This window comes from Bartonella sp. TP (assembly GCF_030406085.1).
Classification (GTDB): Bacteria; Pseudomonadota; Alphaproteobacteria; order Rhizobiales; family Rhizobiaceae; genus CALTWN01.
The window spans coordinates 193,521-217,824 of the sequence record NZ_CP129002.1 but is presented as its reverse complement, the minus strand read 5'-3'; the positions used below and the strand labels follow the sequence as shown (position 1 = coordinate 217,824).

Sequence of the window (24,304 nt, the reverse complement as noted above, 5' to 3'; positions counted from 1 at the left end):
ATAAGCCAATAATGAATGCTGGGATATAAGGCGTTAATGATAATAGAGCATGATATACAGAAAAAACACGGCGTAGCGCCTTTTTTTGCTAATGGCGCTGATTATTTTTTATTATTAAAGCCCCGGGTTATGTCTCTTGTGCTTTTTACTGCTTTTATTGGGCTTTTACTAGCGCCTGGGCTGCTTGGTTGGTGGCGATCTTTTTTTGCTTTGTTGTTTATTGCCCTGGGAGCTGGCGCTTCTGGCGCTTTAAATATGTGGTATGACGCAGATATTGACGCTATAATGAAGCGTACTAAATCGCGGCCTATACCTGCGGGTAAAATAACCGCATTTTCTGTGCTTTGTTTTGGCGCTAGTCTTGCTATATTATCAGTTATCGGTTTGGGGTTTGTCACAAATTGGGTTGCTGCGGGGCTCTTAGCTTTTACTATTTTTTTTTATATAGTGATTTATACTATTTTTTTAAAACGTTACACGCCACAAAATATTGTAATTGGCGGCGCCGCTGGTGCCTTCCCGCCGCTTGTAGGCTATGCTTGCGTTTCTGGCAATGTTGCTTTTGAGGCTATAGCTTTATTTCTTATAATTTTTTTATGGACACCGCCGCATTTTTGGGCCTTAGCTTTATTTACCACTACCGATTATGAGGCTGCAAAAATCCCTATGCTTCCAAATATTAGGGGGGTACAGGTTACAAAGAATAATATTTTAGTTTATTCTGTGTTGATGGCTATATCTGCTTTATTGCCTTTTTATTTTTCTGGGCTGAGCTTGTTTTATTTAAGTGTTGCTATATGCTTAAATTTTTGGTTTCTGTATTACGCTTATTTATTGTGGCGAACTGTAGATACAGAAAAAATAAAGCTTAGATCTCGTCGATTATTTTATTTTTCTTTATTATATCTAGCGTTGCTTTTTTGCTCGCTATTGGTAGAAATAATAGTGAGATCTGCTTGAGGGCTGGCTGATATGAAAGATAAGCTGACTATACGTTTATGTGCACCGCGTGGGTTTTGTGCAGGCGTGGAGCGAGCTATACATATTGTAGTTTTGGCTTTAAAAAAATACGGCGCTCCAGTTTATGTTCGTCACGAGATAGTGCATAACGCCTATGTGGTGCAAGCTTTGGCAAAAAAAGGCGCGGTATTTATAGAAGATTTAGCAGAAATTCCTTTGGATAAGAGGCATTGTCCGGTAGTTTTTTCGGCCCATGGCGTGCCCAAATCTGTGCCTATTGAGGCGAAGTTAAAAAATTTATTTTACTTAGACGCTACTTGTCCACTGGTTTCAAAGGTGCATAAACAAGCTATACGGCACCAAAAATATGGAAGGCATATCTTGTTAATAGGCCATGCAGGACATCCTGAGGTTATTGGAACTATGGGGCAAGTGCCGAATAATGCTATTACACTTATTGAGAATTTAGATGACGCCAAGAAATTTCAACCCGAGGATCCTATGAAGCTGGGTTATGTTACGCAAACAACTCTTTCTGTTGATGACACCGAGGAAATTTTAACTATTTTGAAAAAGCGTTTTCCTTTTATGTCAGATCCAGCGGCGGAATCGATATGTTATGCTACTACTAACCGCCAGCAAGCCGTGCGTGAAGCAGCCGCGGGATGTGATGTATTTATAATAATTGGTTCGCCTGCTTCTTCCAATTCCAAGCGCTTGGTCGAAGTAGCTAAGAAATTTGGTGCAAAAAAAACTATGCTTATGCAAAGCGCTGAAGAGTTGGATTATCAGCTGTTGCAGGATGTAAAAATTGTGGCCTTATCTGCTGGAGCTTCGGCACCTCAGATAATTTTTAATCAGCTAATAGAGAAATTTAAAGAAAAATATGACATAGATTTCGAGTTAGTAGAGACGATTCAAGAAACCCAAACATTTTTACCAAGCCGAGAATTAAGAGACATTGCTTTAGATGCACAAGACATGTCTTTTTTAAATGGGTGACGTGTAATTATGGCTGTGTATACTAAGATTACTAAAGCAGAATTAAATGATTTTCTAATTGGTTATGATTTAGGAAATTTGCTCGCATACCAAGCCATTACTGCTGGTGTTGAAAATACTAATTATCTTTTATATTGCAAAACTGGTAAATATATTTTGACTTTATTTGAAAAGCGAGTTTCCTTAGAGGACTTGCCCTTTTATTTTAATTTGCACAAACATTTATTGAGCAAAAATATTCCTTGCCCTAAAATTATAGAGAGTAAAGACCGAAAAACTATGGGCAATTTGTGTAATCGCAAAGCGGCGATAATTAGTTTTATTGAGGGCTATGAATCTAATGTAGCTACAATAGTACAATGTGAGCTATTAGGTAATTTGGTGGCGAGAATGCATTTGGCCGTTGCTGATTTTTCAGAACGATTGGAAAATAAATTTTCCTTAGATAGTTGGCGTAATCTATGGAATATTTCTCGAGTTAAGGCTACTAATTTGGGCATCCGCACTATAGAATTTATTGAAAAAGAATTGGTGTTTTTAACACAAAACTGGCGTACAGATTTGCCTAGCGGTGTAATACACGCTGATATTTTTCCAGATAATGTTTTATTTCAAGGTGCTAGGTTAGGTGGTATTATAGATTTTTATTTTTCATGCTATGATATGTTTGCTTATGATATAGCTATATGTTTAACTGCTTGGTGTTTTAATAAAGATAATAGTTATGAAGCTGCTAAAGCTAGAGCTTTTTTGCACGGTTATGAAAAGGTTAGAGTGTTGAGTAACCTGGAAAAGCAAACTATGCCTTTATTGATGCGGGGCAGTGCTATGCGTTTTTTGCAAACACGGCTCTATGATTTTTTTCATACCATGCCCGATAGTCAAGTAATTTTGAAAGATCCTATGGTATATTTGCGTCGGCTGCAGTTTTATGGAGATTTTTCAAACTTTAACGATATAGTAGAGTAAGTTATATTGCAAAAAATTGTTACGATATATACGGATGGAGCTTGTTCTGGTAATCCTGGTGTTGGTGGGTGGGGCGCTGTATTGCTTTGGAATGGGCACGAAAAAGAGCTATATGGCAATGATGCTTTTACTACTAATAATCAAATGGAGCTTTTGGCCTCAATAAAGGCCCTGGAAGCTCTTAAAGCACCTTGTGTAGTAGAGTTATATACTGATTCTGCATATGTGCGTAATGGTATAACGCAATGGCTCGATACTTGGATAGCGAATGGTTGGCGTACCTCTAGTAAGACTCCAGTAAAAAATGCGCAATTTTGGCAAACTTTAGCCGAGTTAAACAATAAACATAAAATTACTTGGCACTGGGTAAAGGGTCATGCTGGCAATGAATTTAATGAGCGCGCAGACAAATTGGCCCGTCGCGGCATACAGGAATATAAAGCCTCTGTAACCATTTCCAGTAATAAGTAGGTTATCAAAGTGTAATTTCACCAGCTACTGCTTCGTTACCATTTATTGCTGTGTAGTGTATGATAGGATTTTTTACTAAGCTTTTGTTTAATATAGTTGCGCCGAAGATAGAGTATATTTTGTCATGGTTTAGTAGCTGCGGTTTATCCAGCGTTAAATTGTCACTATCTAGGAATATTTGTGGAGGGTTTTTATTAGTTAAATGCTTAAGCGACATGAAGAGTCTATTATCTTTTATATAGGCGTTTGTTATACTAAAGCTATTAGATGGGGCTTTTGGTAAAGCTGCGAAAGCAGAAATTAGCAAGAATCTGTCTTGCCATTTTGAGTCGCTTAGTGTAGATGACGTAAATTTAAAGTTGTTGATTACCGGAATACAAATATCTTTACACATACCAATTTGGGCGCTGCCAGTTAAGCTTTCAGGTAAGGGGCCATTATCAATCGAGCCGATGACGAAAGGTAGAAAAAGATGATTATGATAGCCATTTATCCAATTATTGCTATTAATTATTAGTTCTGGTGCTGGATAAAATAATTGTGTTTTTGCTTTTTTTGCTGATTCTTTGTCAAGCACAAGCCTAGGCGGCAGGCCATTGCTTCCGGGGTTACGCCAATAAGTTTTCCAGCCAGCCTTTAGATTTATTTCTATGGCACCTTTTAACACTGATGGCCTATCTGCTTTTGGCTTTTCTAGAATAATTCTACTGCTCCCGCCTAGGGAAGTTTGCCAATCTGTACTGAATGAATAGGCTCGGCCACAATATATATTAGTGCAAGCAAATAGGTATAAAAAAAATTTAAATTTATTCATATCTTAATTGTGTTGCTTTATTAGTTCTATGATTTTATCGATGACTAAGGGTTCTGAAAATACTATGCTTTGAATATATTCACAGCCCAATTCAGCTAATAACCTAGCATCTTCTTGGGTATCAACTCCAGTAGCAATGACTTTGTGATTCAATTCATGCGCCACATTTATGAGAGCTTTTATAAAAATTGTTTTCTTGCTAATATTTTCTGTTAGCACTGATTTATCTAGTTTAATAAAGTCAAAATTATACCTTGTTAAATAAGCTAGAGATGAGTAGCCAGTGCCAAAATGATCTAGTGCTAATTTAAAATCTAAATTTTTTAAATTCGTAAGTAAATCTGCAGCTTGCTCTGGCTTTTCTAGCAAAATTGCCTCGGATAACTCTATTACAAAACGTTTCGAATCAAAAGGGTAACGCATTTGTATAGACTTCATATTATTTATTAATTCTTGATTTAGCATATCGGCGCTAAATAGGTTCATAGTGATAAAAAGGTTTTTGTCAAAAAATCTTTCTTGTAGTTCGAATAAATCTTTAGCTATGGTAGTAAAGGTAAAATTAGCTATGTCATTCACACAGCTTGTATGCTCGGCACAGGCAATAAAGTCGGTAACAGATAAGGTGCCATATTGTGGGTGCTCCCAGATGGTATAAGCCTCAAAACCTACAATTTCACTGTCATTGAAGGTTAAAATTGGATGATAAATTACTCGCAGCTCTTCCCGCTCAATAGCTTTTGGTAAATCTTTGCTAAGGCCATCTAAGCTAAAATTGAATGAGCGCATAGTGGGCTTAAATAGCTCTATACTATTGCCCCCGGCGTGCTTAACGTAGCTTACGGCTAATTGCGCGTCTGATAAGACTTCTGCGGCTGTATAGCTTTTATTTTTTAGACTGTACAGTCCTATTGATGCAGTTAATTTTATTTCATTGTTAGATAGTTTTACAGGCGCAGAGGCAGCTTTTTGTATAGTGGAGATAAGAGCTGCAACGTCGTTAGAATTTTGTGGCGAAACTAGAATAATAGCGAAACGATCTGCCTTTAAATGGCATAAAGTATCTTGTGGCTTTAAAAGCCTATTTAGTCTTTTGGCTATTATCATTAAAAAATTATCGCCAGCTGCATGTCCATAAGCCTGATTAATGCTACGGAATCCGTCAAAATCTAACACCAATACCGAAGGGTTAATGTCTTTTTTTAATGCCGATAAGGTCAAGAGACTTTGTAGGCGATCTATAAATAATTGTCGATTTGGCAGGCCAGTTAGATTATCCCGTACGCTATCTTTTAGTAAATGCTCTTGTGCTGTTTTTAACTCGGTGATATTTACCAAGGTACCGATGCAGTGACTTATGGTGCCATCTTTTTCAGCAAAAGGTCTAGCTCTTAAATTAAACCAATGGTAGTGATTGTCGCTTGATCTTATGCGAAAATTTTGCTCTATTTGACCTTTTTTTGCATCTAATATGATGTTTAGATTAGCATAAAATTTATTTCTGTCATCCAGATGAAGAGAATTGATAAAATTATTTATTGTTCCATTTAGCTTAGTTGCTCGGGCACCTAAAAATCGAGTTAAATCTGGTTTAATGTGTACTTGATCGCGCTGGACATCCCAGTCCCACACTATATCACCTGCGCCCATCATTGCTAATGATCGTTTTTCGCTATCAGAAAATAATCCTTGATGAAAAACGGTAGAGGAAAAAACTTGCTGCAAAATAGTAAAAGCTATAAGTAAAACTAATAAAATTAAGCCTCCGCCAAGGGCTGGTTCGATAATATCATTATCTATTTTTGCGGTGATACAGCTATAAGTCGCTATAACCCATAAAATTAAAAACAACCAAGTTGGAATGATCATCACCGCCCGATCTAAACCTCGTATAGCTAGCATGGTTATTATAATTGCTCCAGCAAATGTAGTGCCCCCCAGTAATATTCTTGCTAAGCTAGCTGTGAATGCGGGATGATATATAGAAAAAAATAACAAAACACATGATAATATTGTAGCCAAGATTATTGTGTAATAGAGCTTATAGTGCCATTTATATAAATTTAGGTATGCGCATAAAAATAACAACAAAGATGCCGTAATGGATAGCTCAACACAAGCACGCCATATAGGTTCTGACCCAGTGGTCATTTTAAATATTTTATCGAAAAAATGAAAATTTACGCTGATATAAGCCAAAGCAGACCAAGCAAAAACCGCTGCCGCAGGGAAAATAAATGTTCCCCTTACAATAAATAAAACGCTTAGCAATACGGCTAAAAGCCCTGCTATACCTAATAAAATGCCTTGATAAAAGGTGTAAGAATTTAATGTGCTTTTATAAGCATCGGTTTGCCATAAATATATTGGCATTAGTTTTTCTGAGGTTATTTCAGCAACGAAGGTAATTACTGCCCCAGGGTTTATGGTGATAGAAAATACGTCATGACTGGCGCTATTTTGACGTATTAATGCAAAACCTTCAGATGGAGTGATGCTCAATATACGTTTGCTGCCCAAATCGGGATGCAATATACCAGACCCGACCAGCCGATAATGTGGCGTTACAATTAAGCGGTCAATTTGTTCATTGGTAGGATTAACTATAGCAAAAACTGCCCAATAATGTTTCGGACTTTCAGTTGTTGCTTGTACTTCAATAGTTTTAACTATGCCATCACTGCCGGGGCTTGTTGTAACTTTGATAGATTTTGTGTTGGTTTGATATAACTCAACAGCTTGGGATATGTCTAAGGCTATATCTTGTGGCGTGATTTTTATTAATTCACGTGCATGAAGTAAAGAGGGAGTTGCTAGCAATAAAGAGCTAATTAGTAATATATAAGCAGGTAGGTTACGCCATATATTAAAAGATGATTGTATAATAGTTAGCACGTTAAACCCATAAGACTTATATGTTATATTCCTGTCTATAAGGTTTAGCATATTTTTATATGCTGTCGCTAGCATTTAATAAAATTTTTTATCCTAGCTTTGTAAGCTAAGGTATATGTCATCATATTCTATTAGCTTTTTTATAGGACCAACAGCGGCAAGGCTAGGGCGAGAATTTAAAAATATTCTCTCTGCTAATTCTGTAATTTCTCTTGGCGTAACGGCATGTAGTTTTTTTAATATTTCTTCATTGTTAACTGGCCGGCCGTAAGTTAATATTTGTCTGGCTATGGCTGGCGCTCTTGCTGCTGAGCTTTCTTTCGACATAATTAAACTGGCTTTATATTGTGCCAGGGCTCTGCTTACTTCATCTGGACTAATATTTTCGCTAATACGTTTCAGCTCTGTTATTACCGCTGGCATTAAAGTGGCTATGCCGTCTTGATCTGTTGCGGCAGAAATTCCAAATACCCCAGTATCGCTAAATCCCCAGTGAAAAGCATAAATAGAGTAGCATAGCCCCAATTCTTCGCGTATATTTTGAAACAAGCGAGAAGACATTCCGCCACCTAGAATTACAGACAGCAGCTGTGTTTTATAAAAATCGCCATGCATATAAGCGCAGCCTTCGAATCCTAATATTACCTGTGCGTCCATTAACTCACGGTGCTCGCTTTTGCACCCACCTATGTATTTTGCCTGTTTATAACTATTATCTGCTTTTTTTGATGGAAATTCGCCTAAGCCTTTTTCAACATTGCTGGCAATTTTATCATGCTCTACGGCGCCAACTGCTACAAATACCATATGTTCTGCATAATAATGCTGATTCATAAAATTGGACATGTCCGAGCTTTGAAAAGACTGTACGCTTTTTTTGGTGCCTAAAATAGGGCGCCCAATCGCCTGGTCTTTATAAGCTATATTCATGAAATGGTCAAAAACTACGTCATCTGGGGTGTCATTTGCAGCGCCAAGCTCTTGTAAAACTACTTGTTTTTCTTTTTCTAATTCAGCGCTATCAAAGAGTGGCGCGGTCATGATGTCGGATAAAATATCTATTCCAAGCTCAGTATTTTCTTGTAATAACCGCGTATAATAGCCAGTATTTTCTACGCTAGTTGCTGCATTAATTTCCCCACCTACGCTTTCTATATCATGGGCTATTTTCGAAGCTGATCTGTTAGCGGTGCCCTTGAAGGCCATATGTTCCAGCATATGTGCGAGACCATGTTGCTGTATTGCTTCGTTGCGAGAGCCAGATTTTATCCATATGCCTGCGGTTACACTCTCTATCTCTGGTATTTTTTGGGTGGCTATAGTTAAACCATTTTCTAGCTGGCTTATGGTGACTTTCATTTTGTTTACCTAAATTTATTTACTCTTTAAGATATATAAATATGGCGTTTTATACATAATCAATGCTATAGCTGTTGGTATATGAATTGCTTGATAGTCTCTGCATTATTATCTAAGCTGTAAAAAAGCTCGTTTTTTTTCATAATTTTTCTTGCCCGTGCTGGTAGATCTGGCCAGATACCGCAAGCATTTTTTACTGTTTCGGGAAATTTAGAAGCGCTAGCGGTGGCTAAGGCGATTATTGGTGTAGAATAGGAAGTTTGTTGTCGATTTCTTGCTACATGTATTCCAACAGCAGTATGTGGGTCGCACAGGTAATTATTGTTTTCATATAGGTTTTTTATAATGTCATTTACATTTTCTACTTTAGCGCTGCCTGCTATAAAATCTTCGTTTATTTTATGACGGCAGTCATCACTTAAAACAAAATAGCCATTTTGGTTTAATTCTTGCATTTTAAGGTTTGTGTAGTTGCTATCACCGCCGCTTGTGTCAAATAGAAGACGCTCGAAATTAGAAGAAATCTGTATATCCATAGAAGGAGAAGTAGTTGGGCAAATAGCTTTAGGCTGGTAGATCCCTGTATGCACAATGCGGGTTAGAATATCATTTTCGTTAGTAGCAATTATAAGCTTTTCTATAGGTAGCCCCATTTTTTTGGCTAAATATCCTGCAAAGATATTGCCAAAATTTCCTGTAGGTACACAGAAATTAACCTTTCTATCTGGGGCACCTAAGGCCAAGGCTGTATAAAAATAATAAACGCTTTGAGCTAAAATGCGGGCCCAATTTATTGAGTTTACTGCTGTAGGATTAACCTTTGCTACAAAATCTTTGTCATTAAAAAGGCTTTTTACAATAGCCTGGCAATCGTCAAAGCAGCCATCAATAGCTATGGCATATATATTGCTAGCTCCCGTAGTGGTCATTTGTTTTTGTTGTATTTCGGAGATTCGACCTTTTGGAAATAAGATAAAAACTTTTGCTTTGTTTTTTTTCGCGAATGCTTCTATTGCAGCGCTTCCGGTATCGCCAGAGGTTGCCGCTATAACATTTAGGTTTTTATCTGTGTTTGCTAATATTGTTTCTATTAAATTTGCTAAAAACTGCATAGCTATATCTTTAAAGGCTAAGCTGGGGCCGTGAAAAAGTTCGGCTATAAATTCTTTGCTCGCTGTTTGTATTAATGGGCAAATGGCAGGATGGCTAAAATCTTTATAACTCTGCTTTATAATTTTTGAAAATTCTGCTTTGCTAATATTAGAGCCTTCTATAAAAGGCCATAGTAAAATTTCTGCTAACTGTGTGTAATTTTTATCGCGCATGTGGCGTAATTGCTCAAAATTATACTGAGGGTAAGATATAGGCACATACAAACCCCCGTCTGGCGCTAGGCCGGCCATTAAAATTTCGGTAAAATTCGCTGCTTTAGCGTTGCCTCTGGTACTTACATATTGCATTTATTGGCTAATTATCTTTCCAATTTCGTAAAGCGTTAATTACTAAATTTAGTTCGCTATGATCAGCATACACCGTTTCGGCTCCTGCATCGGCTAAGGCGTTTGCGTGGCCCGGATAGGTGTGGCTGCCGCCTGTAAAGCCCACGGATCTCATATTTGCCGCTTTTGCTGCTGCTAGCCCATGTATAGAATCTTCTATTACTAAACAATGCGCTGGTTTAATATTAAATTTTTCTGCTGCAAATAAAAATACATTTGGGTCTGGCTTTAGTTTTTTAGTGCCAACATCCTGTGCAGAGAATAGGCAATTTTGGAATGGCTGCATCAGATCAAATAATTCTAGCATGTTTGTTAAATTTTCGGTAGAGGCATTAGAGCATATACAGTGGGGTAGCTCTAAGTTTGCTATAGCTTCTTTTACACCATGGATCAAATTTAGCTCTGTACCCATGCGGGCTGCAAATTGTTTATGTAGCTCAGCAACTAAATTTAGAGAAAAATAGATGTCCGTTTGTTTTTCTAGTCTTTTTAAAATGTCCATCATTATAAGTCCAGCGTATTTTTCGCTAACTTCTTGCGGTGTTATAGAATAACCCGCCTTAGATAGCAGCTCAGCTATTATCAGGCTAGAAAGATGCTCGGAGTCTACTAACACCCCGTCACAGTCAAAAATTATAAGTTCAATAGGGTACAACATATTACACATCTATAGTCAGTGAGAGTTATTTGATGAATTACTTATATTACCTGAATTTTTTTTTAAATACAATTTTTAGTTTGTTAACCATTTATTTAGCTTATTAACAGATAAATGTAAGGAAGGCGGCGGCTGAATTAGGTTTAAAAGTTTTCGGAAAATTTATGGTGTTGCAGAATATCAGAAAAAATTATAATAGTGATGCTCCTGAAAAGGAACCGTGGCGTAATAGCTTGATAGCTGGCAACTGCGTTACTGCTTTAGAGCAAATCCCTAGCGCCTCAGTGGATATGGTATTTGCTGACCCCCCTTATAATTTACAATTGAATGGGGAGTTGCACCGGCCAGATAACTCAATTGTATCAGCCGTAGACGACCATTGGGATCAATTTGAAAGCTTTAAAGCCTATGATGCTTTTACCAGAGCGTGGCTGCTTGCTTGTCGCCGGGTGCTTAAGCCGACTGGGACTTTGTGGGTGATTGGTTCGTACCATAATATTTACCGTGTTGGTTCTATTATCCAGGATCTGGGTTTTTGGTTTTTGAATGATATTGTGTGGCATAAGGCAAATCCTATGCCTAATTTTAGAGGGCGACGCTTTCAGAATGCACATGAAATTCTTATCTGGGCTGCTAAAGATAAAAATTCACGTCGTTACACATTTAATTATGACGCTTTGAAAGCCAGCAACGAAGATGTGCAGATGCGCTCTGATTGGATTTTTCCGGTTTGTAAAGGCGCTGAGCGGATAAAGGGAGCAGATGGCAAAAAAGCGCATCCAACCCAAAAACCTGAAGCCTTACTGCGGCGTATCATCATGGCTTGCACTAAGCCTGGTGATGTTATCCTAGACCCGTTTTTAGGTACTGGTACCTCTGCAGCTGTTGCTAAGATGTTGGGGCGTGATTTTGTAGGTATAGAACAAGAAAAAAGTTATTTCAAAGTGGCCCAGCAGAGGATAGCTCAGGTTGTGCCTTTAAATGAAGATGAGTTAAAGCCGTTAAAAGCTAAGAAAAGTGACCCGCGCGTGCCTTTTGTTACTCTAGTAGAACACGGCTTGATAAAAGCTGGACAAGAAATTTGTGATTGCTCTAAGAAACATATTGCTAAAGTTAAAGTAGATGGCACTATAGAAGTACGTGATATACGAGGGTCGATCCATGCTGTAGGGCGTATAGTGCAGGATATCCCCGCTTGTAATGGTTGGGCGTATTGGCATTTTGAAAATCAAGGGGTTTTGCAACCGATTGACGAGTTGCGTAAATTGTATAAAAAGAATTTTTTAAATTTGTCTTAAGCAAAACTTTGTTTTATAAATAACGTATGAAAACAAAACCCAAAAAGCTTAAAGATTTAGCTTTTAATTTATTAGACCCTATGATTAGGCGGCGCACAGGGCTAACTTTTGAAGTTATTGAAAACTGGCCATTAATTGTAGGTTCCGATGTGGCTTTGCTATGTAGTCCTGTAAAATTAAATTGGCCATATGCGCCTGCTGGTAGCGACGAATATAAACCAGCTACTCTACTAATTGCCTGCCAAGGTAGTACTGGTGTGCAAGTTATGCATCAGAATTTACAAATTATTGAACGAATCAATAGCTTTTTTGGTTATTATGCCGTAGATAAAGTAAAAATAACTCAGAAACATGTAAATTATAATGATGATTATAGGGATTTTTCCTTGGAAAAGGCAAAAATAATTAAAGAAACGCAACTAGCCGTTGAGAAAGAAGCATTTTTATGTGATATAGTAAAAGATATTCGAGATGAAGGTTTAAGAAAATCTCTACTCGAAATTGGTCGCTCCATATGCAAGGAGCTAATTATAAAAAGGGTATACCAATGAGCGCACTACTAACAAAACTTATGCTAGCTTTAAGTTTAATTTTTTTTGCTGCAGAGCCAAGCTTGGCAGAAAGTCTAGCGCCAGCAAAAAAAGTACAAAAGATAAATACGGCTATTACTCCCTCTGGTATGGTTGATGAAAAAAAATTGCTTATCCCAGGCCCGCTGCCAGATATTATTGAAGGAAGCGATACGGCACCTATAACTATAGTAGAGTATTATTCGCTAAGTTGCGGGCATTGCGCTAATTTTCATTTGCATGATTTGCCGATAATTAGAAAAAAATATATTGAAACTGGAAGGGTTCGCTTGATTAAGCGCGAATACCCTTATGATTCTCGTGCAACAGCAGGTTTTATGTTAGCTCGTTGCGCCCCAAAAGCGCAATATAATGCTTTGATTGATGTATTATATGATAAATTTATGTCTTGGGTACCTGTAGCTGACGCTTTGCCGCCTTTAGAAAAAATTGCTCGACTAAGCGGCTTTACGACTGAAAATTTTAAAGCATGTTTGCAAAATGAAGATTTACTAAAAAAAGTTAATTCTAGTTTTGAAAGAGGACGCAATGAATTTGGTGTAACAGCCTCGCCTACGTTTTTTATAAATGGCGAAAAATATGTGGGTGCCTTTACAGCTGATGAACTATCAAAGATATTGGATAGTTTATTGCGGCATGTTTAAATAGAGCTACTATTATGATACATTGAGTTTGTTGGTGTTAGGTTAAACTATGGAGAAAGCACATGGCTAAATGGGTATACAAATTCGGTGACGGAGAAGCAGATGGCACAGCTGAGGATCGGAATTTGCTTGGTGGTAAGGGGGCAAATTTAGCCGAAATGTGTCGCCTTGGCCTGCCTGTTCCGCCTGGCTTTACCTTAACAACAGAAGTCTGCGGGTATTATTATAATAATAATTTTACATACCCAGAAGAGTTGCGGTTTTTGGTTAGCCAAGCTTTAACCTATTTAGAAAACAAGACAGGGCGAGGTTTTGGCAGTGTAGAAAATCCGCTATTACTTTCTGTTCGGTCTGGTGCTCGTACTTCTATGCCGGGCATGATGGATACAGTTCTGAATCTTGGACTTAATGATAGCACAGTAGAGGTGCTAGCGGCACAAGCGAATCCTCGTTTTGCTTATGATAGTTATAGGCGTTTTATACAAATGTATTCTAACGTTGTGTTATCTGTAGAGCATGATATTTTTGAGGATATTTTAGAACAGTATAAGGAAGAAAAATCCTATGAGCTAGACACCCAAATGCAAGCGCAAGACTGGAAAAACATTGTCTTAGCCTATAGGCAAGCGGTGCAAGATAATTTAGCTAGGCCTTTTCCACAAGATCCCCTAGAGCAATTATGGGGCGCAATAGGAGCGGTATTTGCAAGTTGGATGACGCCGCGGGCCGTAGTTTATCGACGTTTGCATAATATCCCGCAAAGTTGGGGTACAGCGGTTAATGTGCAGTCTATGGTTTTTGGTAATATGGGCGATGACTGCGCTACAGGCGTGGCTTTTACGCGGAATCCTTCTACGGGGGAAAAAGAATTATATGGTGAGTTTTTAGTAAATGCACAGGGCGAAGATGTGGTGGCTGGTATTCGTACGCCACAGATTTTAACAGAAAAATCGCGCAAGAGCTCTGGGGTTGAGTCGTCTTCTTTAGAAAAGTTAATGCCACAGGTTTTTGAAGAATTTTCTAAAACTGCTGATATTTTAGAGCGACATTATAGAGATATGCAAGATTTAGAATTTACTATTGAAAAGGGTAAATTATGGATGCTGCAAGCTAGAAACGGTAAGCGTACAGCAAAGGCAGCATTAAGAATTGCTGTAGATATGTATAAAGAGGGGCATATCACTAAGGAAGAGGCACTATTGAATGTAGATGCGAAATGTTTAGATCAATTGTTGCATCCTTGTATTGATCCTGATGAGGAAAAGGAAGTTTTTCTAGAGGGCTTGCCAGCTTCACCGGGGGCCGCTACAGGTGCTATAGTTTTTTCTTCTGCGGAAGCGGAAAAAGCTGTGGCAGAAGGTCAAAAAGTTATTTTGGTGCGTGTGGAAACAAGCCCAGAGGATATACATGGTATGAATGCTGCTGAGGGCATACTTACTACCCGTGGCGGTATGACTAGCCACGCCGCTGTGGTTGCGCGTGGAATGGGCAAACCTTGTGTGTGCGGAGCTAACGGGGTAAAAATTGACTACGCTATGCAAGTGATGCAGGTCGGTGACCGTATTTTTAAAGCTGGTGATATAATTACTTTGGATGGCAGTACTGGACAAGTTATCAAAGGTGAAGTAGCTATGCATGAGCCGGAGTTGGATGGTGATTTTGCCCTTTTAATGCAGTGGGCAGATGAGATTCGGCGTATGGATGTGCGGGCAAATGCGGAAACCGTGGTAGAAGCTAAGGCTGCTGTTAAATTTGGTGCGCAGGGAATAGGCTTGTGCCGTACAGAACATATGTTTTTTGCTGAAGATCGCATAAATGTGGTTAGAGAAATGATACTAGCTAATAGTGAGGCTGGTCGCAAAAAAGCCTTGGATAAATTATTGCCTATGCAACGGGGTGATTTTATCCAGCTTTTTGAGGTGATGCAGGGCATGCCTTTAACTATACGCTTGTTGGATCCTCCTTTGCATGAATTTTTGCCAAAAGAAACAACGGAAATTGTAGAAATAGCAGCAATAATGCAAGTAGACGTGGCGTTATTAGAAGCGCGTGCTATAGAACTGCATGAGTTTAACCCTATGTTGGGGCTACGTGGTTGTCGCTTGGCTATTGCCTATCCTGAAATTGCGCGTTGCCAGGCAAGAGCGATATTTGAAGCTGCATGCGAGGCAGCGCTAGCTACTGGCAAGCCTATAGAGGCAGAAATTATGGTGCCACTAATTGCTACGAAAGCTGAATTTGATTATATAAAAAAATATATTGATGAAGAGGCGCAAGCAGTGATGCAGGAAAAAGCTATGCAAATTCCTTATATAGTAGGCACCATGATAGAGCTGCCGAGAGCGGCATTATGCGCAAATGATATAGCTAAGACAGCAGAATTTTTCTCTTTTGGAACAAATGACCTAACGCAGACTACTTTTGGTATTTCGCGCGATGATGCTGCTCCTTTTTTAGCTACTTACATAGCTAAGAATTTATTGCCGCAGGATCCGTTTGTTTCTATTGATATAGAAGGTGTGGGCGCTTTAATTCAGATGGCTGCAGAGCAGGGTAGGCGTAGTAAAGCAGGGCTTAAGCTCGGTATTTGCGGTGAGCATGGTGGAGATCCTGATTCTATTATGTTTTGTGAAAAAGTTGGCTTAGATTACGTTTCTTGTTCACCCTTTAGAGTGCCAGTTGCAAGGTTAGCAGCGGCGCAAGCTGCTATAAAACTGCGTGATAAGTAGGGGGTGGCTTGAAAAAAACAGTTCTAGCGTTATATTAGCTATTATATTTAAGTTATTAGCCAGGAATTGTGCCATATGAGCATGAGATATATACGCCAATATTCGCGTTTTGTTCATTTATGCTCTTATTTTGGATTGTTGTCTCTTTGGCTTTTAATAATTACAGATTTGCTGCATTATTTTGAAATTATATCGCAAGAACTATTTTTTCTTTTTATAAAAATTGCTGTTATATGCGCTCTGGCCAGCTTATTGTTGGTAGCCCTAGCCTTAAGAGATATGTGGCGGTATGGCGATAAGGGTGGCTTGAAAGCACTGCGCGCTGCTCTTTACTCTAGTTTTGTATTGGCCTTTGTTGGGTTAGTCGTAGTAAAATTTTATAAATCTCCTATGGTAAATGATGTTTCTACAGAGTTAAATAATCCACCAGAGTTTATTGTTGGTTGTAAAGATTATAACCCAACTGCGGTAATTTTATCGCGAGAGGTGCCTAGGCGTTATGACACTAGCATAGATAATACTATAATAGCTATAACGCAACTTGCCAGTGCCAACCATTGGACTGTTATGCAACAACAGCAAAATAACCAAATGGCTTTGCTAGAGCTAAAATGTAAGGATTTGCTTACAGGCTTTATTTCTCATATTGTTATACGCATCCAAAAAGAAAGAGATACAGTTTTTGTAGATGCTCGAAGCGCTACTTGTAGCTTGCTGCGTGACGGTGGCCTGAGCGATGCTGTAATTAGCTCATTGTTACAGCAATTAGATGGGTCACTTTTGATAGGTGATTATGATCCTACCACTAAATAAAAAAATAAAAAATTTCTTTGTTTAGATATTGCTTAAAAGCTAATCATGGCTTATAAGATGTTGTTAGTTACTGAACTATTGTTTTGGGGTATAGCCAAGCGGTAAGGCAGCGGTTTTTGGTACCGCCATCCCTGGTTCGAATCCAGGTACCCCAGCCAAATTTGATATTTTATTTATATAGTTTAGACTGTATTTTTTGAACTAATTGCGATATACTCCATTTATAACTAGCTGGCGTCATGTGGTCTGCCAGCATATAATATCTTAATGAGGCTTAATATGACACAATTTACCTTACCTGAGTTACCTTATAGCTATGATGCATTATCTCCCTATATGTCTAAAGAAACTTTAGAATACCACCACGATAAGCACCATAAAGCTTATGTAGATAATGCGAATCGTCTGATTGTAGATACCGATTTAAAAGGATTAAGTTTAGAGGAAGTTGTTAAACACAGCCACCAAAAACATATGGGATTATTTAATAATGTGGCTCAGCATTATAATCATACACATTATTGGCGTTGGATGAAAAAAAATGGTGGTGGAAGCCCTAAACTTCCGGAAGCTTTGCAAAAGCTTATAAAAGAAAGCTTTGGCTCTATAGAAAATTTACAAATGCAATTTTCTGAGAATGCTAGCACGGTTTTCGGTAGCGGTTGGGCCTGGCTTATGTTGAAAAACGCTAAACTTGAAGTTATAAAGACTAATGGTGGGGAGAATCCGTTGATTTTTGGTGGGCATGCTTTGCTAGGGATAGATGTTTGGGAACACGCATATTACATTGATCATCGTAATGCTAGAGCAGCTTACATTAAAGGATTTTGGGATAATTTAATAAATTGGGATTATGTTGTAGAGCTTTTTGAAAAAGCGCATAAGTAATCTGGCTATTCATTCTATGGCGTAGTATAGTCTTGTACTGCGCCATTTACATTTTTACACGCTGTGTTAGCTAATTTATATCGCTTACTTTCAAGATATAAGAGTAGATATAGGCAACTTCCTTTAGTTTGCTGAACCTATCGGCAGAGCCAGCATGGCCACTATCCATGTTTATGCGCAATAGACTGGGGTTGTCATCTGTTTTTACTGCTCTTAGTTTGGCTATCCATTTAGCTGCCTCCCAATATGTCACCCGTGGATCGGTTAATCCTGCTAAAGCGAGGATATGTGGATAATCTTGCGGGCGTAAATTATCATAAGGTGAATAAGAGGCGATTAGCTTATAATCTTCTAGATTCTTTATAGGATTGCCCCATTGCGGCCATTCTGGCGGAGTCAATGGCAGGCTGGCATCTAACATTGTATTCAATACATCAACAAAAGGTACTATAGCTATTATTGCCAGATAATCTTGTGGTGCCATGTTGGCTATCGCTCCCATAAGTAATCCCCCAGCGGATCCGCCATAGGCTATTAATTTGTTGTGACGTGTAAAATTTTGTTCTACTAAATGCCTGCCAGCGCTGATAAAGTCAGTAAAGCTATTTGGTTTGTTTTTATATTTTCCGCCTTCATACCATTTTGTGCCTTTTTCTTTTCCGCCTCTTATATGCGCTATGGCGTAAATAAAGCCGCGATTTACTAAAGAAAGTGTATTGGCTGTGAAATCGGCGGCTATAGAAATACCATATGCGCCATAGCCATATAACAGACATGGAGCGCTGCCGTCTAATTTGGTGTTTTTGTGGTAATATAGAGAAATTGGTATAAGCTCACCGTCTACGGCAGGCGCCATTATTCTTCTGGCTATATAATCTTCACTATTATGTCCTGATGGTATAAGTTGTTCTTTTAATAAATGTCGTTCTTGGCTATGCAAATTGTAGCTATAAAGCTGTTGTGGGGTGGTTAACGAAGAATAGGTAAAACGTATGGTTCTTGTTGTATATTCAAAGCCATTTATAACATTTAGGGCGTATATTTCTTCATTAAAGGTTATAGTTTTTATGTTATCTGTTTCATTATGCTTGATATATTTTATGCTTGGCAAGCCATTTTCTCGTTCTAGCCATACTAAATATTCTAGATAAGCATGATGCTCTAAGATTATTCGCCCTTCTTGGTGTGGTATGCATTCCTGCCAGCGACCATTTAGTAGTGCTTCTAAACTTGCTAACATTATCTTAAAATCTTTAGCACCATCTTTATTTGTTAATATATAAAAACTATCTTCGGTTGCGCATAAGGAATATTCTAGGCCTTTCTCTCTCTGGCGAACACAAAGCGGTGGTGTTGCCGGGGTATTTGGATTTATCAGCCATACTTCACTTGTTTCGTGGTCATGTATATCTATAAAGATATAATCACCTTTAAGCGAACGGCTTATGTTTAAGAAAAAGCCACTATCATTTTCGGTATAGATTAATTTATCTTCGGTACTGGGGCGCCCAATTTTGTGGTAATACACCTCATGTGGGCGATGCTGTTCGTCTAATTTTATATAAAAAAACCCGCTAGAATCGTTATCCCAAGCTATGCTGCCGCTAGTATTTTCTATGCTATCTGTAAAGGTTTCGCTACCGTCAAAGCTAGATATTTTTATTGTATAAAATTCTGCTCCTTTGTCGTCAAAAGAAAAAGCAAATTTTTTATGGTCTGGAGAATGCGTTACAGAGCTTATTTGAAAATACTCTGTAGCTTTTTGCTTGATTTTTTCTTGATCGCCATTCAAATATATAAAGCGTTCGCTATCATTGATTTTTGTCCGGAAAAAATTAGGAAGCCCAGCACCAATTTCATAACACAGACCATAAGCAAATGGACCATCGGGACTTGGTACTGAGCTGTCATCTTCTTTTATACGTTTTTTTAGCTCTAAGAATAGCTCTTGTTGCAAAGCCTCTGTGTCGTGCATAAATGCCGTTTGATATTTATTTTCAGCTTCTAAATATAGGCGGATTTCTGGGTCTAAGCGTTGCGGTTTGTGCAGAACCTCTTGCCAATTTTCTGCACGCATCCAGTGATAATTGTCGATTCTCTCTATATTATGTTGAATAGTTTTGTGTGGTAGAATTTTTGCTATAGGCTTTAAATTTTCAAATTTTTCTGTGGTCATTCAACAATTCCTTTAGTAGCAATATAATTTTTTATATGTTTAATTATGGCTTTAACGCCTCCGGTGCGCTGCTGGCTTAAATGTGCTGCTAGGTCTAGGCGTTGCAGTAGGGGGTCAATATTGGCATTTAAAGCTTCATGTATAGTTTTGCCATTATAAAAAGTTAATATAATATATAACAAACCTTTGACTATATGTGCGTCTGAATCGCCTAAGAAATTTAAACTTTGGGTGCCGTGCGGTTCTGGTTTTAACTGTGGATATAGCCAGACTTGGCTTTGGCATCCTGAAATTTTATAATCACTGCTATAGGCCTCTGATGGCATTGAGGCTAGATAGCTACCTAGTTCTATTAGGTAGCGATAGCGATCTTCCCAATTGTCGAGTAGCTCAAAATTTTCTTCGATAGTTTGTATATTATGGTCCATAGTTAATAGCTAACATTTGCAGGTTCAATTGGCTGATTGGTAAAATGCTTGTCAAAAAATAAATATAGCCCTCTCAGGCCATCTCTGATATGCGTTCCTAAGGAGTAAAAAACTTTTTCCCCTGTTTCACAAATAACAGGGCTTTCTTGGCAGCCGTTATTTATTAATTCAGTAAGTTTAGAGTTTAAATATCCTGCATCTTTAGCGGGGCTTATGGCCGTGCTTAGATGGTTTGTTTGTATTGGCGCTATATTCTCTGTTGTAAATAAAGATATAAAGATGCATACAAGCGCAAAGAATAAACAAAATTTTAAAGAGGATTTTATCATATTATTAAGTTATGTAATGTAGATAGTACGCCATAGAGTTAATTGATTGATTTAAAGACATACTATGGCAAAAAAGGCTAAAAAGCAACGTAAACCTATAGTTAAAATTGTAGCTTTTTTACTTAGAGTTTTTCGCTATGTTGTAGGGCGGTGTTTTTTCCTGGGCATGGCTTTGGTTCGCCTGGGTAGTGGTTATGCAAAAAATAATAAGCTAATAAGCTTGGGTTTTTTATTGTTTTTTGGTTCATTTATAGCGATAAGTTATAATGCTATGTATCGCCAAAACTTTGATAAAAATAGCCTTGCTAATGCTGTTATGACGGAAACAATAAACTTAGCTAGCGTTGAAGATAGACAGCTAGAGCAACCGATTTTGAAGCCGCGACATACGCATAAACGCCACAAGATTATTAAATAATTTCGCAGGATGTTGAGCTGATTAGGCTTTGTACCGATTTTAATTCGTCTGGGGTGTGAGCATATGCTTTTAAGACGGCGAAGCCGTTTGTTATACCGCGAGCTATCATAAGTGTTGAATCTGCGCTGTAGATATGCGTGTCTCTATAATATTTATGTACTAAAGAAAGTTGTAGTGGTGTTGACAAAATTATATCTAATGGCTTGTGGTGGATGAGTTCACTATTTAAAGAATAAACCAGTTCGCCTGTATTGTCATAAAAACTTAGGGCCCAAAAATTTCTTGCCGCTTCCTTTGATAATATATGTATGGCTTTGTTAGGAATATTAAAAGGACAGATATAATATTTAAAAAAGATATCGCGGTTTGAAAAAATCAGATCTTTTTCTGCTATTTCACTAAATTTTGCCCTAGGGTATGTTTGTATTAATTGATTATAGGCAGGATTTAGCCTTATAAGTTGAAAATAAAGTACGGTACATATGTGCGCAATAATAGCGCTTGTAAATACAATAAGAAATGTATGTAGATATTTTGGTAAAAAGTTCTTTTGCATCGTACTCTTATAGTTTTTTATTGCATGATATCATATGGATCGGCGGTAATTTAAGTTTTTCAGCCGTTCGGGCTCGTAGATAGGGGCTGTTGTATAAAGACAAGATTAAGCTAAATTTGCCAGTTTCAGGAGCAGCAAGCCAATTCCCTGACATTGGATTGTTTAATGAAGATATATATATCGTATAATCATTATTGTAAGGAGCGATAATATTATTAGAGCTAAGTTCGAATGGTAATAAAGCGGCTATTGGTAATTTTCCTTGTGCTTCAAACGTTGCAATAGAATTTGTTATTACAGTCCGTTCATTCTGAGCTAGCGCGTATAGCGTAAATAAACTAGATGGGGGAAAAGGACCATTTATTTGATAAACACAGGCTGCATCTAGTCGCTTGCCATTTTCGTCAAATTTAGCCCTTAGTATAATATCTTCATTAGTTTCTAAAGAAAATTTGTGAGCTATAGTTTGATGCGCAATTTCATATGGGCTTTGCTGAATGCTTAAGCCTGGAGAAGTGCTGTACCAATTGCCAATTTTAATATGCTCTAGCGCTGGTAAATGGCGCAAAGTAAAATAAAAACTAGCTATGCCTATGGCGATTCCTATAATTGAAGCCCAAATAACGGTTGAAAGATATTTAATCATGCGTCAGCGCCTTATTAATATCCTCTAATATGTCGGTAGAAACTGGCGATAATACCCCTAAATTACCATAGTTAATCGTATCTTCATTGGGCTCATTTGAAGGGCGAGAAATATTTTGCGCCACGCCAAATAATGGATGCAATTTGATATTTCTATGAGCATATTCCATAATTGTATGGAATATCATAGCGGGTAAAATTCCTCCAAAAAGCCTATTAGTTGGGCTATAATTATCATTTCCCATCCATACGGCTGTCGTATAATCTCCAGTAAAGCCAACAAACCAGGCATCTCTATAGGCCTGAGAGGTACCAGTTTTTCCAGCAACTGGTATATTTTCTAGTGCCGCACGGTGCCCAGAGCCTCTTGTTACCACTTGCGTCATCATTTGGTTCATATAAGCGGCCGATTGTGCGCTCATTACCTGGCGCATGGGATTTTCTTGCCCATTATAAAGCCATAATAGACGACCACTACCGGAACTAATCTTTAAAAATAAATGGCGATTTCCGGCTCTTCCGCCATTAGCAAAGACGTTAAAGCCCGTAGCTTGATCCATGGTTGTCATATTTGAAGTACCCAAAACCATGGTTTTATGCGCTAGAATATCAGCATTTATACCCATATTTTTTATCAGATCGCGTATCGGCTGTGTGTCGCCATGCAGAAATTCATAAGTCAGGCGCACTGGCACGCTATTTATCGAATATGCCAGCGCTGTGGTTAAATTTATACGCCCTATGAATCTACCATTGTCGTTGCGCGGTGCCCAGCCGCCCCAATTTATTGGTGCGTCTACTATGGTTGTATCCGGCGTTAAGCCGCGCTCCATAACTACAGCATAAACGTAGGGTTTGAATGCAGACCCAGCTTGGCGCCCCCCATGCACTGCGCGGTTAAAATGGCTTTCGCCATAGTCCTTGCCGCCTATCATCGCCCGCAAACTACCGTCATTAGACAATACTACCACTGCGGCTTGGCTTACATTATAGCTTTTGCCATATTGCTGTAGGTGATATTGTACAGCCGCCTGTGCGGCCTCTTGGATATTTGGGTCTAGTGTTGTTTGTACTATTAATGAGTGTTCATTGAATTTATCCTGCATTTCTTTAATTTTTTCATAGGCATAATCCAAGAAATAATCTGGGCTGGTAAAAGGAGTGGTTACAATGGCTTGTGCTGGGTGGGCCCGGGCTTCTTTTATTTCGCTTTCATTCATAAATCCGCTATTTACCAGATTAGAAAGCACAACATCGGCTCGTTCTTTGGCTGCTTCTGGATGTATGTGGGGCGCGTATTTACTTGGCGCTTTAAATAGGCCAGCTAACATAGCGGCCTCTGCCAAGCTAACTTGTCTTATGTCTTTTCCGAAATAGAATTTTGCTGCAGCGTTAATGCCAAAGGCACCGCCACCCATATAGGCGTTATTAAGATACATTTGTAGTATTTGTTTTTTGTCGTAATTTCTTTCGAACCATAAAGCTAAAACTGCTTCCTTAACTTTTCGCACAAGGGTACGCTCATTGCTTAAAAACATATTTTTAGCCAATTGTTGTGTAAGGGTAGAACCTCCTTGTACTACGCCGCCTTGCGCCAAATTTTGCGATAAGGCTCTGCTGAGCCCATATAAATCTATGCCGTAATGATAGAAAAAACGACGATCTTCTGTTGCTAAAACTGCTTTGACAACATAAGGCGGCATTTGGTCTATAGCGACATTTTGTGATTGTACGGTGCCCCTAGAGCCGAGTAGCTTATTATAGCGGTCTAAAAAAGTAACCGAAAGATGGTCTTTATTATACCAGTCGGTTTTGGTTATTTGTAATATCGAAGTGGCAAGAATAGTAAATAATGCTGTAAAGATAAGCAAAAATGTTAGCGCTTCATCTGTTATTTCTATTACAGCACGCAAAAAACCAGTAAGGCGATATCGCTCTATAGTATTAAGCAAGATACCCCAGGCTACAGCAGTTGAATTCTTTATTTTAAATAAGCTGTCATCAATAAGTGAATCTATAGCTATAAGTTTGTCGCTACCTGGACTTTTGAATTTTTTATTTTTATTTTTTTTAGGCCATAGCATCTTACAAATTTATCTATAATAATATGGGTATTAGTTGTCCATATGGGGCAGAGGGGGCGTTTTTCTATAGTTTTTTTGT

General features: G+C 38.3%; 21 protein-coding genes and 1 tRNA gene. 12 read left to right on the top strand and 10 right to left on the bottom strand.

Features of this window, described 5'->3' with window-relative positions; genetic code table 11:
• Positions 1-36: 36 nt before the first annotated feature.
• Genes QVL57_RS01095 through rnhA form a run of 4 tightly spaced genes read left to right on the top strand, consistent with a single transcriptional unit; the run spans position 37 to position 3,402 of the window.
• A complete protein-coding gene (locus QVL57_RS01095) occupies positions 37-960 on the top strand; it encodes a heme o synthase (protein ID WP_290076791.1) in 924 nt (307 codons plus the stop codon).
• Between the two features lie 12 nt (positions 961-972).
• Positions 973-1,962, top strand: coding sequence for a 4-hydroxy-3-methylbut-2-enyl diphosphate reductase (gene ispH / locus QVL57_RS01090; protein ID WP_290076789.1), 990 nt, complete (start codon positions 973-975; stop codon positions 1,960-1,962).
• Between the two features lie 9 nt (positions 1,963-1,971).
• Positions 1,972-2,931, top strand: coding sequence for a homoserine kinase (gene thrB / locus QVL57_RS01085; protein ID WP_290076787.1), 960 nt, complete (start codon positions 1,972-1,974; stop codon positions 2,929-2,931).
• A gap of 3 nt (positions 2,932-2,934) precedes the next feature.
• A complete protein-coding gene (rnhA, locus tag QVL57_RS01080; protein WP_290077426.1) occupies positions 2,935-3,402 on the top strand; it encodes a ribonuclease HI in 468 nt (155 codons plus the stop codon).
• Positions 3,403-3,406: 4 nt separating this feature from the next.
• Here the strand turns inward: rnhA and QVL57_RS01075 are convergent, their stop codons facing one another.
• The 5 genes from QVL57_RS01075 to QVL57_RS01055 all read right to left on the bottom strand — a co-directional run bounded on the left by QVL57_RS01075 (position 3,407) and on the right by QVL57_RS01055 (position 10,627).
• On the bottom strand, positions 3,407-4,216 hold the full coding sequence (locus QVL57_RS01075; RefSeq protein WP_290076785.1) for a protein-disulfide reductase DsbD domain-containing protein: 810 nt from the start codon (positions 4,214-4,216) through the stop codon (positions 3,407-3,409).
• Between the two features lie 3 nt (positions 4,217-4,219).
• Entirely contained in the window at positions 4,220-7,111 is a 2,892-nt protein-coding gene (locus QVL57_RS01070) for a sensor domain-containing phosphodiesterase (RefSeq protein WP_290076784.1), read from the bottom strand.
• A 93-nt stretch (positions 7,112-7,204) separates the two neighbouring features.
• A complete protein-coding gene (locus QVL57_RS01065; protein WP_290076782.1) occupies positions 7,205-8,470 on the bottom strand; it encodes a pitrilysin family protein in 1,266 nt (421 codons plus the stop codon).
• Between the two features lie 65 nt (positions 8,471-8,535).
• Entirely contained in the window at positions 8,536-9,930 is a 1,395-nt protein-coding gene (gene thrC / locus QVL57_RS01060) for a threonine synthase (RefSeq protein WP_290076780.1), read from the bottom strand.
• Between the two features lie 7 nt (positions 9,931-9,937).
• Complete coding sequence (locus QVL57_RS01055; RefSeq protein WP_354669854.1) at positions 9,938-10,627, bottom strand: HAD family phosphatase; 690 nt, start codon at positions 10,625-10,627, stop codon at positions 9,938-9,940.
• A 164-nt stretch (positions 10,628-10,791) separates the two neighbouring features.
• On the opposite strand from QVL57_RS01055, the gene QVL57_RS01050 reads away from it, so the two are divergent.
• The 7 genes from QVL57_RS01050 to QVL57_RS01020 all read left to right on the top strand — a co-directional run bounded on the left by QVL57_RS01050 (position 10,792) and on the right by QVL57_RS01020 (position 17,589).
• Positions 10,792-11,925 (top strand): site-specific DNA-methyltransferase, encoded by a 1,134-nt coding sequence (locus QVL57_RS01050; protein WP_290076778.1) that lies wholly within the window; start codon positions 10,792-10,794, stop codon positions 11,923-11,925.
• A 26-nt stretch (positions 11,926-11,951) separates the two neighbouring features.
• Entirely contained in the window at positions 11,952-12,476 is a 525-nt protein-coding gene (locus tag QVL57_RS01045) for a DciA family protein (RefSeq protein ID WP_290076777.1), read from the top strand.
• A complete protein-coding gene (locus QVL57_RS01040; protein ID WP_290076775.1) occupies positions 12,473-13,159 on the top strand; it encodes a thioredoxin domain-containing protein in 687 nt (228 codons plus the stop codon). The genes QVL57_RS01045 and QVL57_RS01040 overlap by 4 nt, the downstream gene beginning before the upstream one ends.
• 62 nt (positions 13,160-13,221) lie before the next feature.
• Positions 13,222-15,888 (top strand): pyruvate, phosphate dikinase, encoded by a 2,667-nt coding sequence (gene ppdK, locus QVL57_RS01035; RefSeq protein WP_290076773.1) that lies wholly within the window; start codon positions 13,222-13,224, stop codon positions 15,886-15,888.
• A gap of 81 nt (positions 15,889-15,969) precedes the next feature.
• Positions 15,970-16,701: a DUF1499 domain-containing protein gene (locus tag QVL57_RS01030; protein ID WP_290076772.1), complete on the top strand. Its 732-nt coding sequence runs from the start codon at positions 15,970-15,972 to the stop codon at positions 16,699-16,701.
• A gap of 84 nt (positions 16,702-16,785) precedes the next feature.
• Positions 16,786-16,859, top strand: a tRNA-Gln gene (locus QVL57_RS01025).
• A 121-nt stretch (positions 16,860-16,980) separates the two neighbouring features.
• Positions 16,981-17,589, top strand: a complete 609-nt coding sequence (locus QVL57_RS01020; protein WP_290076770.1) for a superoxide dismutase — start codon at positions 16,981-16,983, stop codon at positions 17,587-17,589.
• Positions 17,590-17,659: 70 nt separating this feature from the next.
• On the opposite strand, the gene QVL57_RS01015 is transcribed toward QVL57_RS01020, so the two are convergent.
• Positions 17,660-19,765 carry a S9 family peptidase gene (locus QVL57_RS01015; RefSeq protein WP_290076768.1) on the bottom strand — a complete coding sequence of 702 codons (2,106 nt, stop codon included), beginning with the start codon at positions 19,763-19,765 and terminating at the stop codon, positions 17,660-17,662.
• A complete protein-coding gene (locus QVL57_RS01010) occupies positions 19,762-20,193 on the bottom strand; it encodes a SufE family protein (RefSeq protein WP_290076767.1) in 432 nt (143 codons plus the stop codon). The genes QVL57_RS01015 and QVL57_RS01010 overlap by 4 nt, the downstream gene beginning before the upstream one ends.
• A gap of 393 nt (positions 20,194-20,586) precedes the next feature.
• On the opposite strand from QVL57_RS01010, the gene QVL57_RS01005 reads away from it, so the two are divergent.
• On the top strand, positions 20,587-20,940 hold the full coding sequence (locus QVL57_RS01005; protein ID WP_290076765.1) for a hypothetical protein: 354 nt from the start codon (positions 20,587-20,589) through the stop codon (positions 20,938-20,940).
• On the opposite strand, the gene QVL57_RS01000 is transcribed toward QVL57_RS01005, so the two are convergent.
• From QVL57_RS01000 to QVL57_RS00990, 3 genes are read right to left on the bottom strand one after another with little or no spacing between them, the layout of a single operon-like run.
• Positions 20,933-21,496, bottom strand: coding sequence for a hypothetical protein (locus QVL57_RS01000; RefSeq protein ID WP_290076764.1), 564 nt, complete (start codon positions 21,494-21,496; stop codon positions 20,933-20,935). The genes QVL57_RS01005 and QVL57_RS01000 overlap by 8 nt on opposite strands.
• A 7-nt stretch (positions 21,497-21,503) precedes the next feature.
• Positions 21,504-22,142: a DUF1214 domain-containing protein gene (locus tag QVL57_RS00995; RefSeq protein ID WP_290076762.1), complete on the bottom strand. Its 639-nt coding sequence runs from the start codon at positions 22,140-22,142 to the stop codon at positions 21,504-21,506.
• On the bottom strand, positions 22,135-24,225 hold the full coding sequence (locus tag QVL57_RS00990; RefSeq protein WP_290076760.1) for a PBP1A family penicillin-binding protein: 2,091 nt from the start codon (positions 24,223-24,225) through the stop codon (positions 22,135-22,137). The genes QVL57_RS00995 and QVL57_RS00990 overlap by 8 nt, the downstream gene beginning before the upstream one ends.
• Between the last annotated feature and the right edge of the window lie 79 nt (positions 24,226-24,304).

Coding starts and splice junctions, on each gene's coding strand:
- ppdK (WP_290076773.1), top strand. CDS start 13,222: ATGGCTAAATGGGTATACAAATTCGGTGACGGAGAAGCAGATGGCACA.
- thrC (WP_290076780.1), bottom strand. CDS start 9,930: ATGCAATATGTAAGTACCAGAGGCAACGCTAAAGCAGCGAATTTTACC.
- QVL57_RS01030 (WP_290076772.1), top strand. CDS start 15,970: ATGAGATATATACGCCAATATTCGCGTTTTGTTCATTTATGCTCTTAT.
- QVL57_RS01095 (WP_290076791.1), top strand. CDS start 37: ATGATAATAGAGCATGATATACAGAAAAAACACGGCGTAGCGCCTTTT.
- QVL57_RS01055 (WP_354669854.1), bottom strand. CDS start 10,627: ATGTTGTACCCTATTGAACTTATAATTTTTGACTGTGACGGGGTGTTA.
- thrB (WP_290076787.1), top strand. CDS start 1,972: ATGGCTGTGTATACTAAGATTACTAAAGCAGAATTAAATGATTTTCTA.
- QVL57_RS01000 (WP_290076764.1), bottom strand. CDS start 21,496: ATGCAAAAGAACTTTTTACCAAAATATCTACATACATTTCTTATTGTA.
- QVL57_RS01005 (WP_290076765.1), top strand. CDS start 20,587: ATGGCAAAAAAGGCTAAAAAGCAACGTAAACCTATAGTTAAAATTGTA.
- QVL57_RS01015 (WP_290076768.1), bottom strand. CDS start 19,765: ATGACCACAGAAAAATTTGAAAATTTAAAGCCTATAGCAAAAATTCTA.
- QVL57_RS01010 (WP_290076767.1), bottom strand. CDS start 20,193: ATGGACCATAATATACAAACTATCGAAGAAAATTTTGAGCTACTCGAC.
- QVL57_RS01075 (WP_290076785.1), bottom strand. CDS start 4,216: ATGAATAAATTTAAATTTTTTTTATACCTATTTGCTTGCACTAATATA.
- QVL57_RS01050 (WP_290076778.1), top strand. CDS start 10,792: ATGGTGTTGCAGAATATCAGAAAAAATTATAATAGTGATGCTCCTGAA.
- QVL57_RS01020 (WP_290076770.1), top strand. CDS start 16,981: ATGACACAATTTACCTTACCTGAGTTACCTTATAGCTATGATGCATTA.
- QVL57_RS00990 (WP_290076760.1), bottom strand. CDS start 24,225: ATGCTATGGCCTAAAAAAAATAAAAATAAAAAATTCAAAAGTCCAGGT.
- QVL57_RS01065 (WP_290076782.1), bottom strand. CDS start 8,470: ATGAAAGTCACCATAAGCCAGCTAGAAAATGGTTTAACTATAGCCACC.
- QVL57_RS00995 (WP_290076762.1), bottom strand. CDS start 22,142: ATGATTAAATATCTTTCAACCGTTATTTGGGCTTCAATTATAGGAATC.
- QVL57_RS01040 (WP_290076775.1), top strand. CDS start 12,473: ATGAGCGCACTACTAACAAAACTTATGCTAGCTTTAAGTTTAATTTTT.
- ispH (WP_290076789.1), top strand. CDS start 973: ATGAAAGATAAGCTGACTATACGTTTATGTGCACCGCGTGGGTTTTGT.
- QVL57_RS01045 (WP_290076777.1), top strand. CDS start 11,952: ATGAAAACAAAACCCAAAAAGCTTAAAGATTTAGCTTTTAATTTATTA.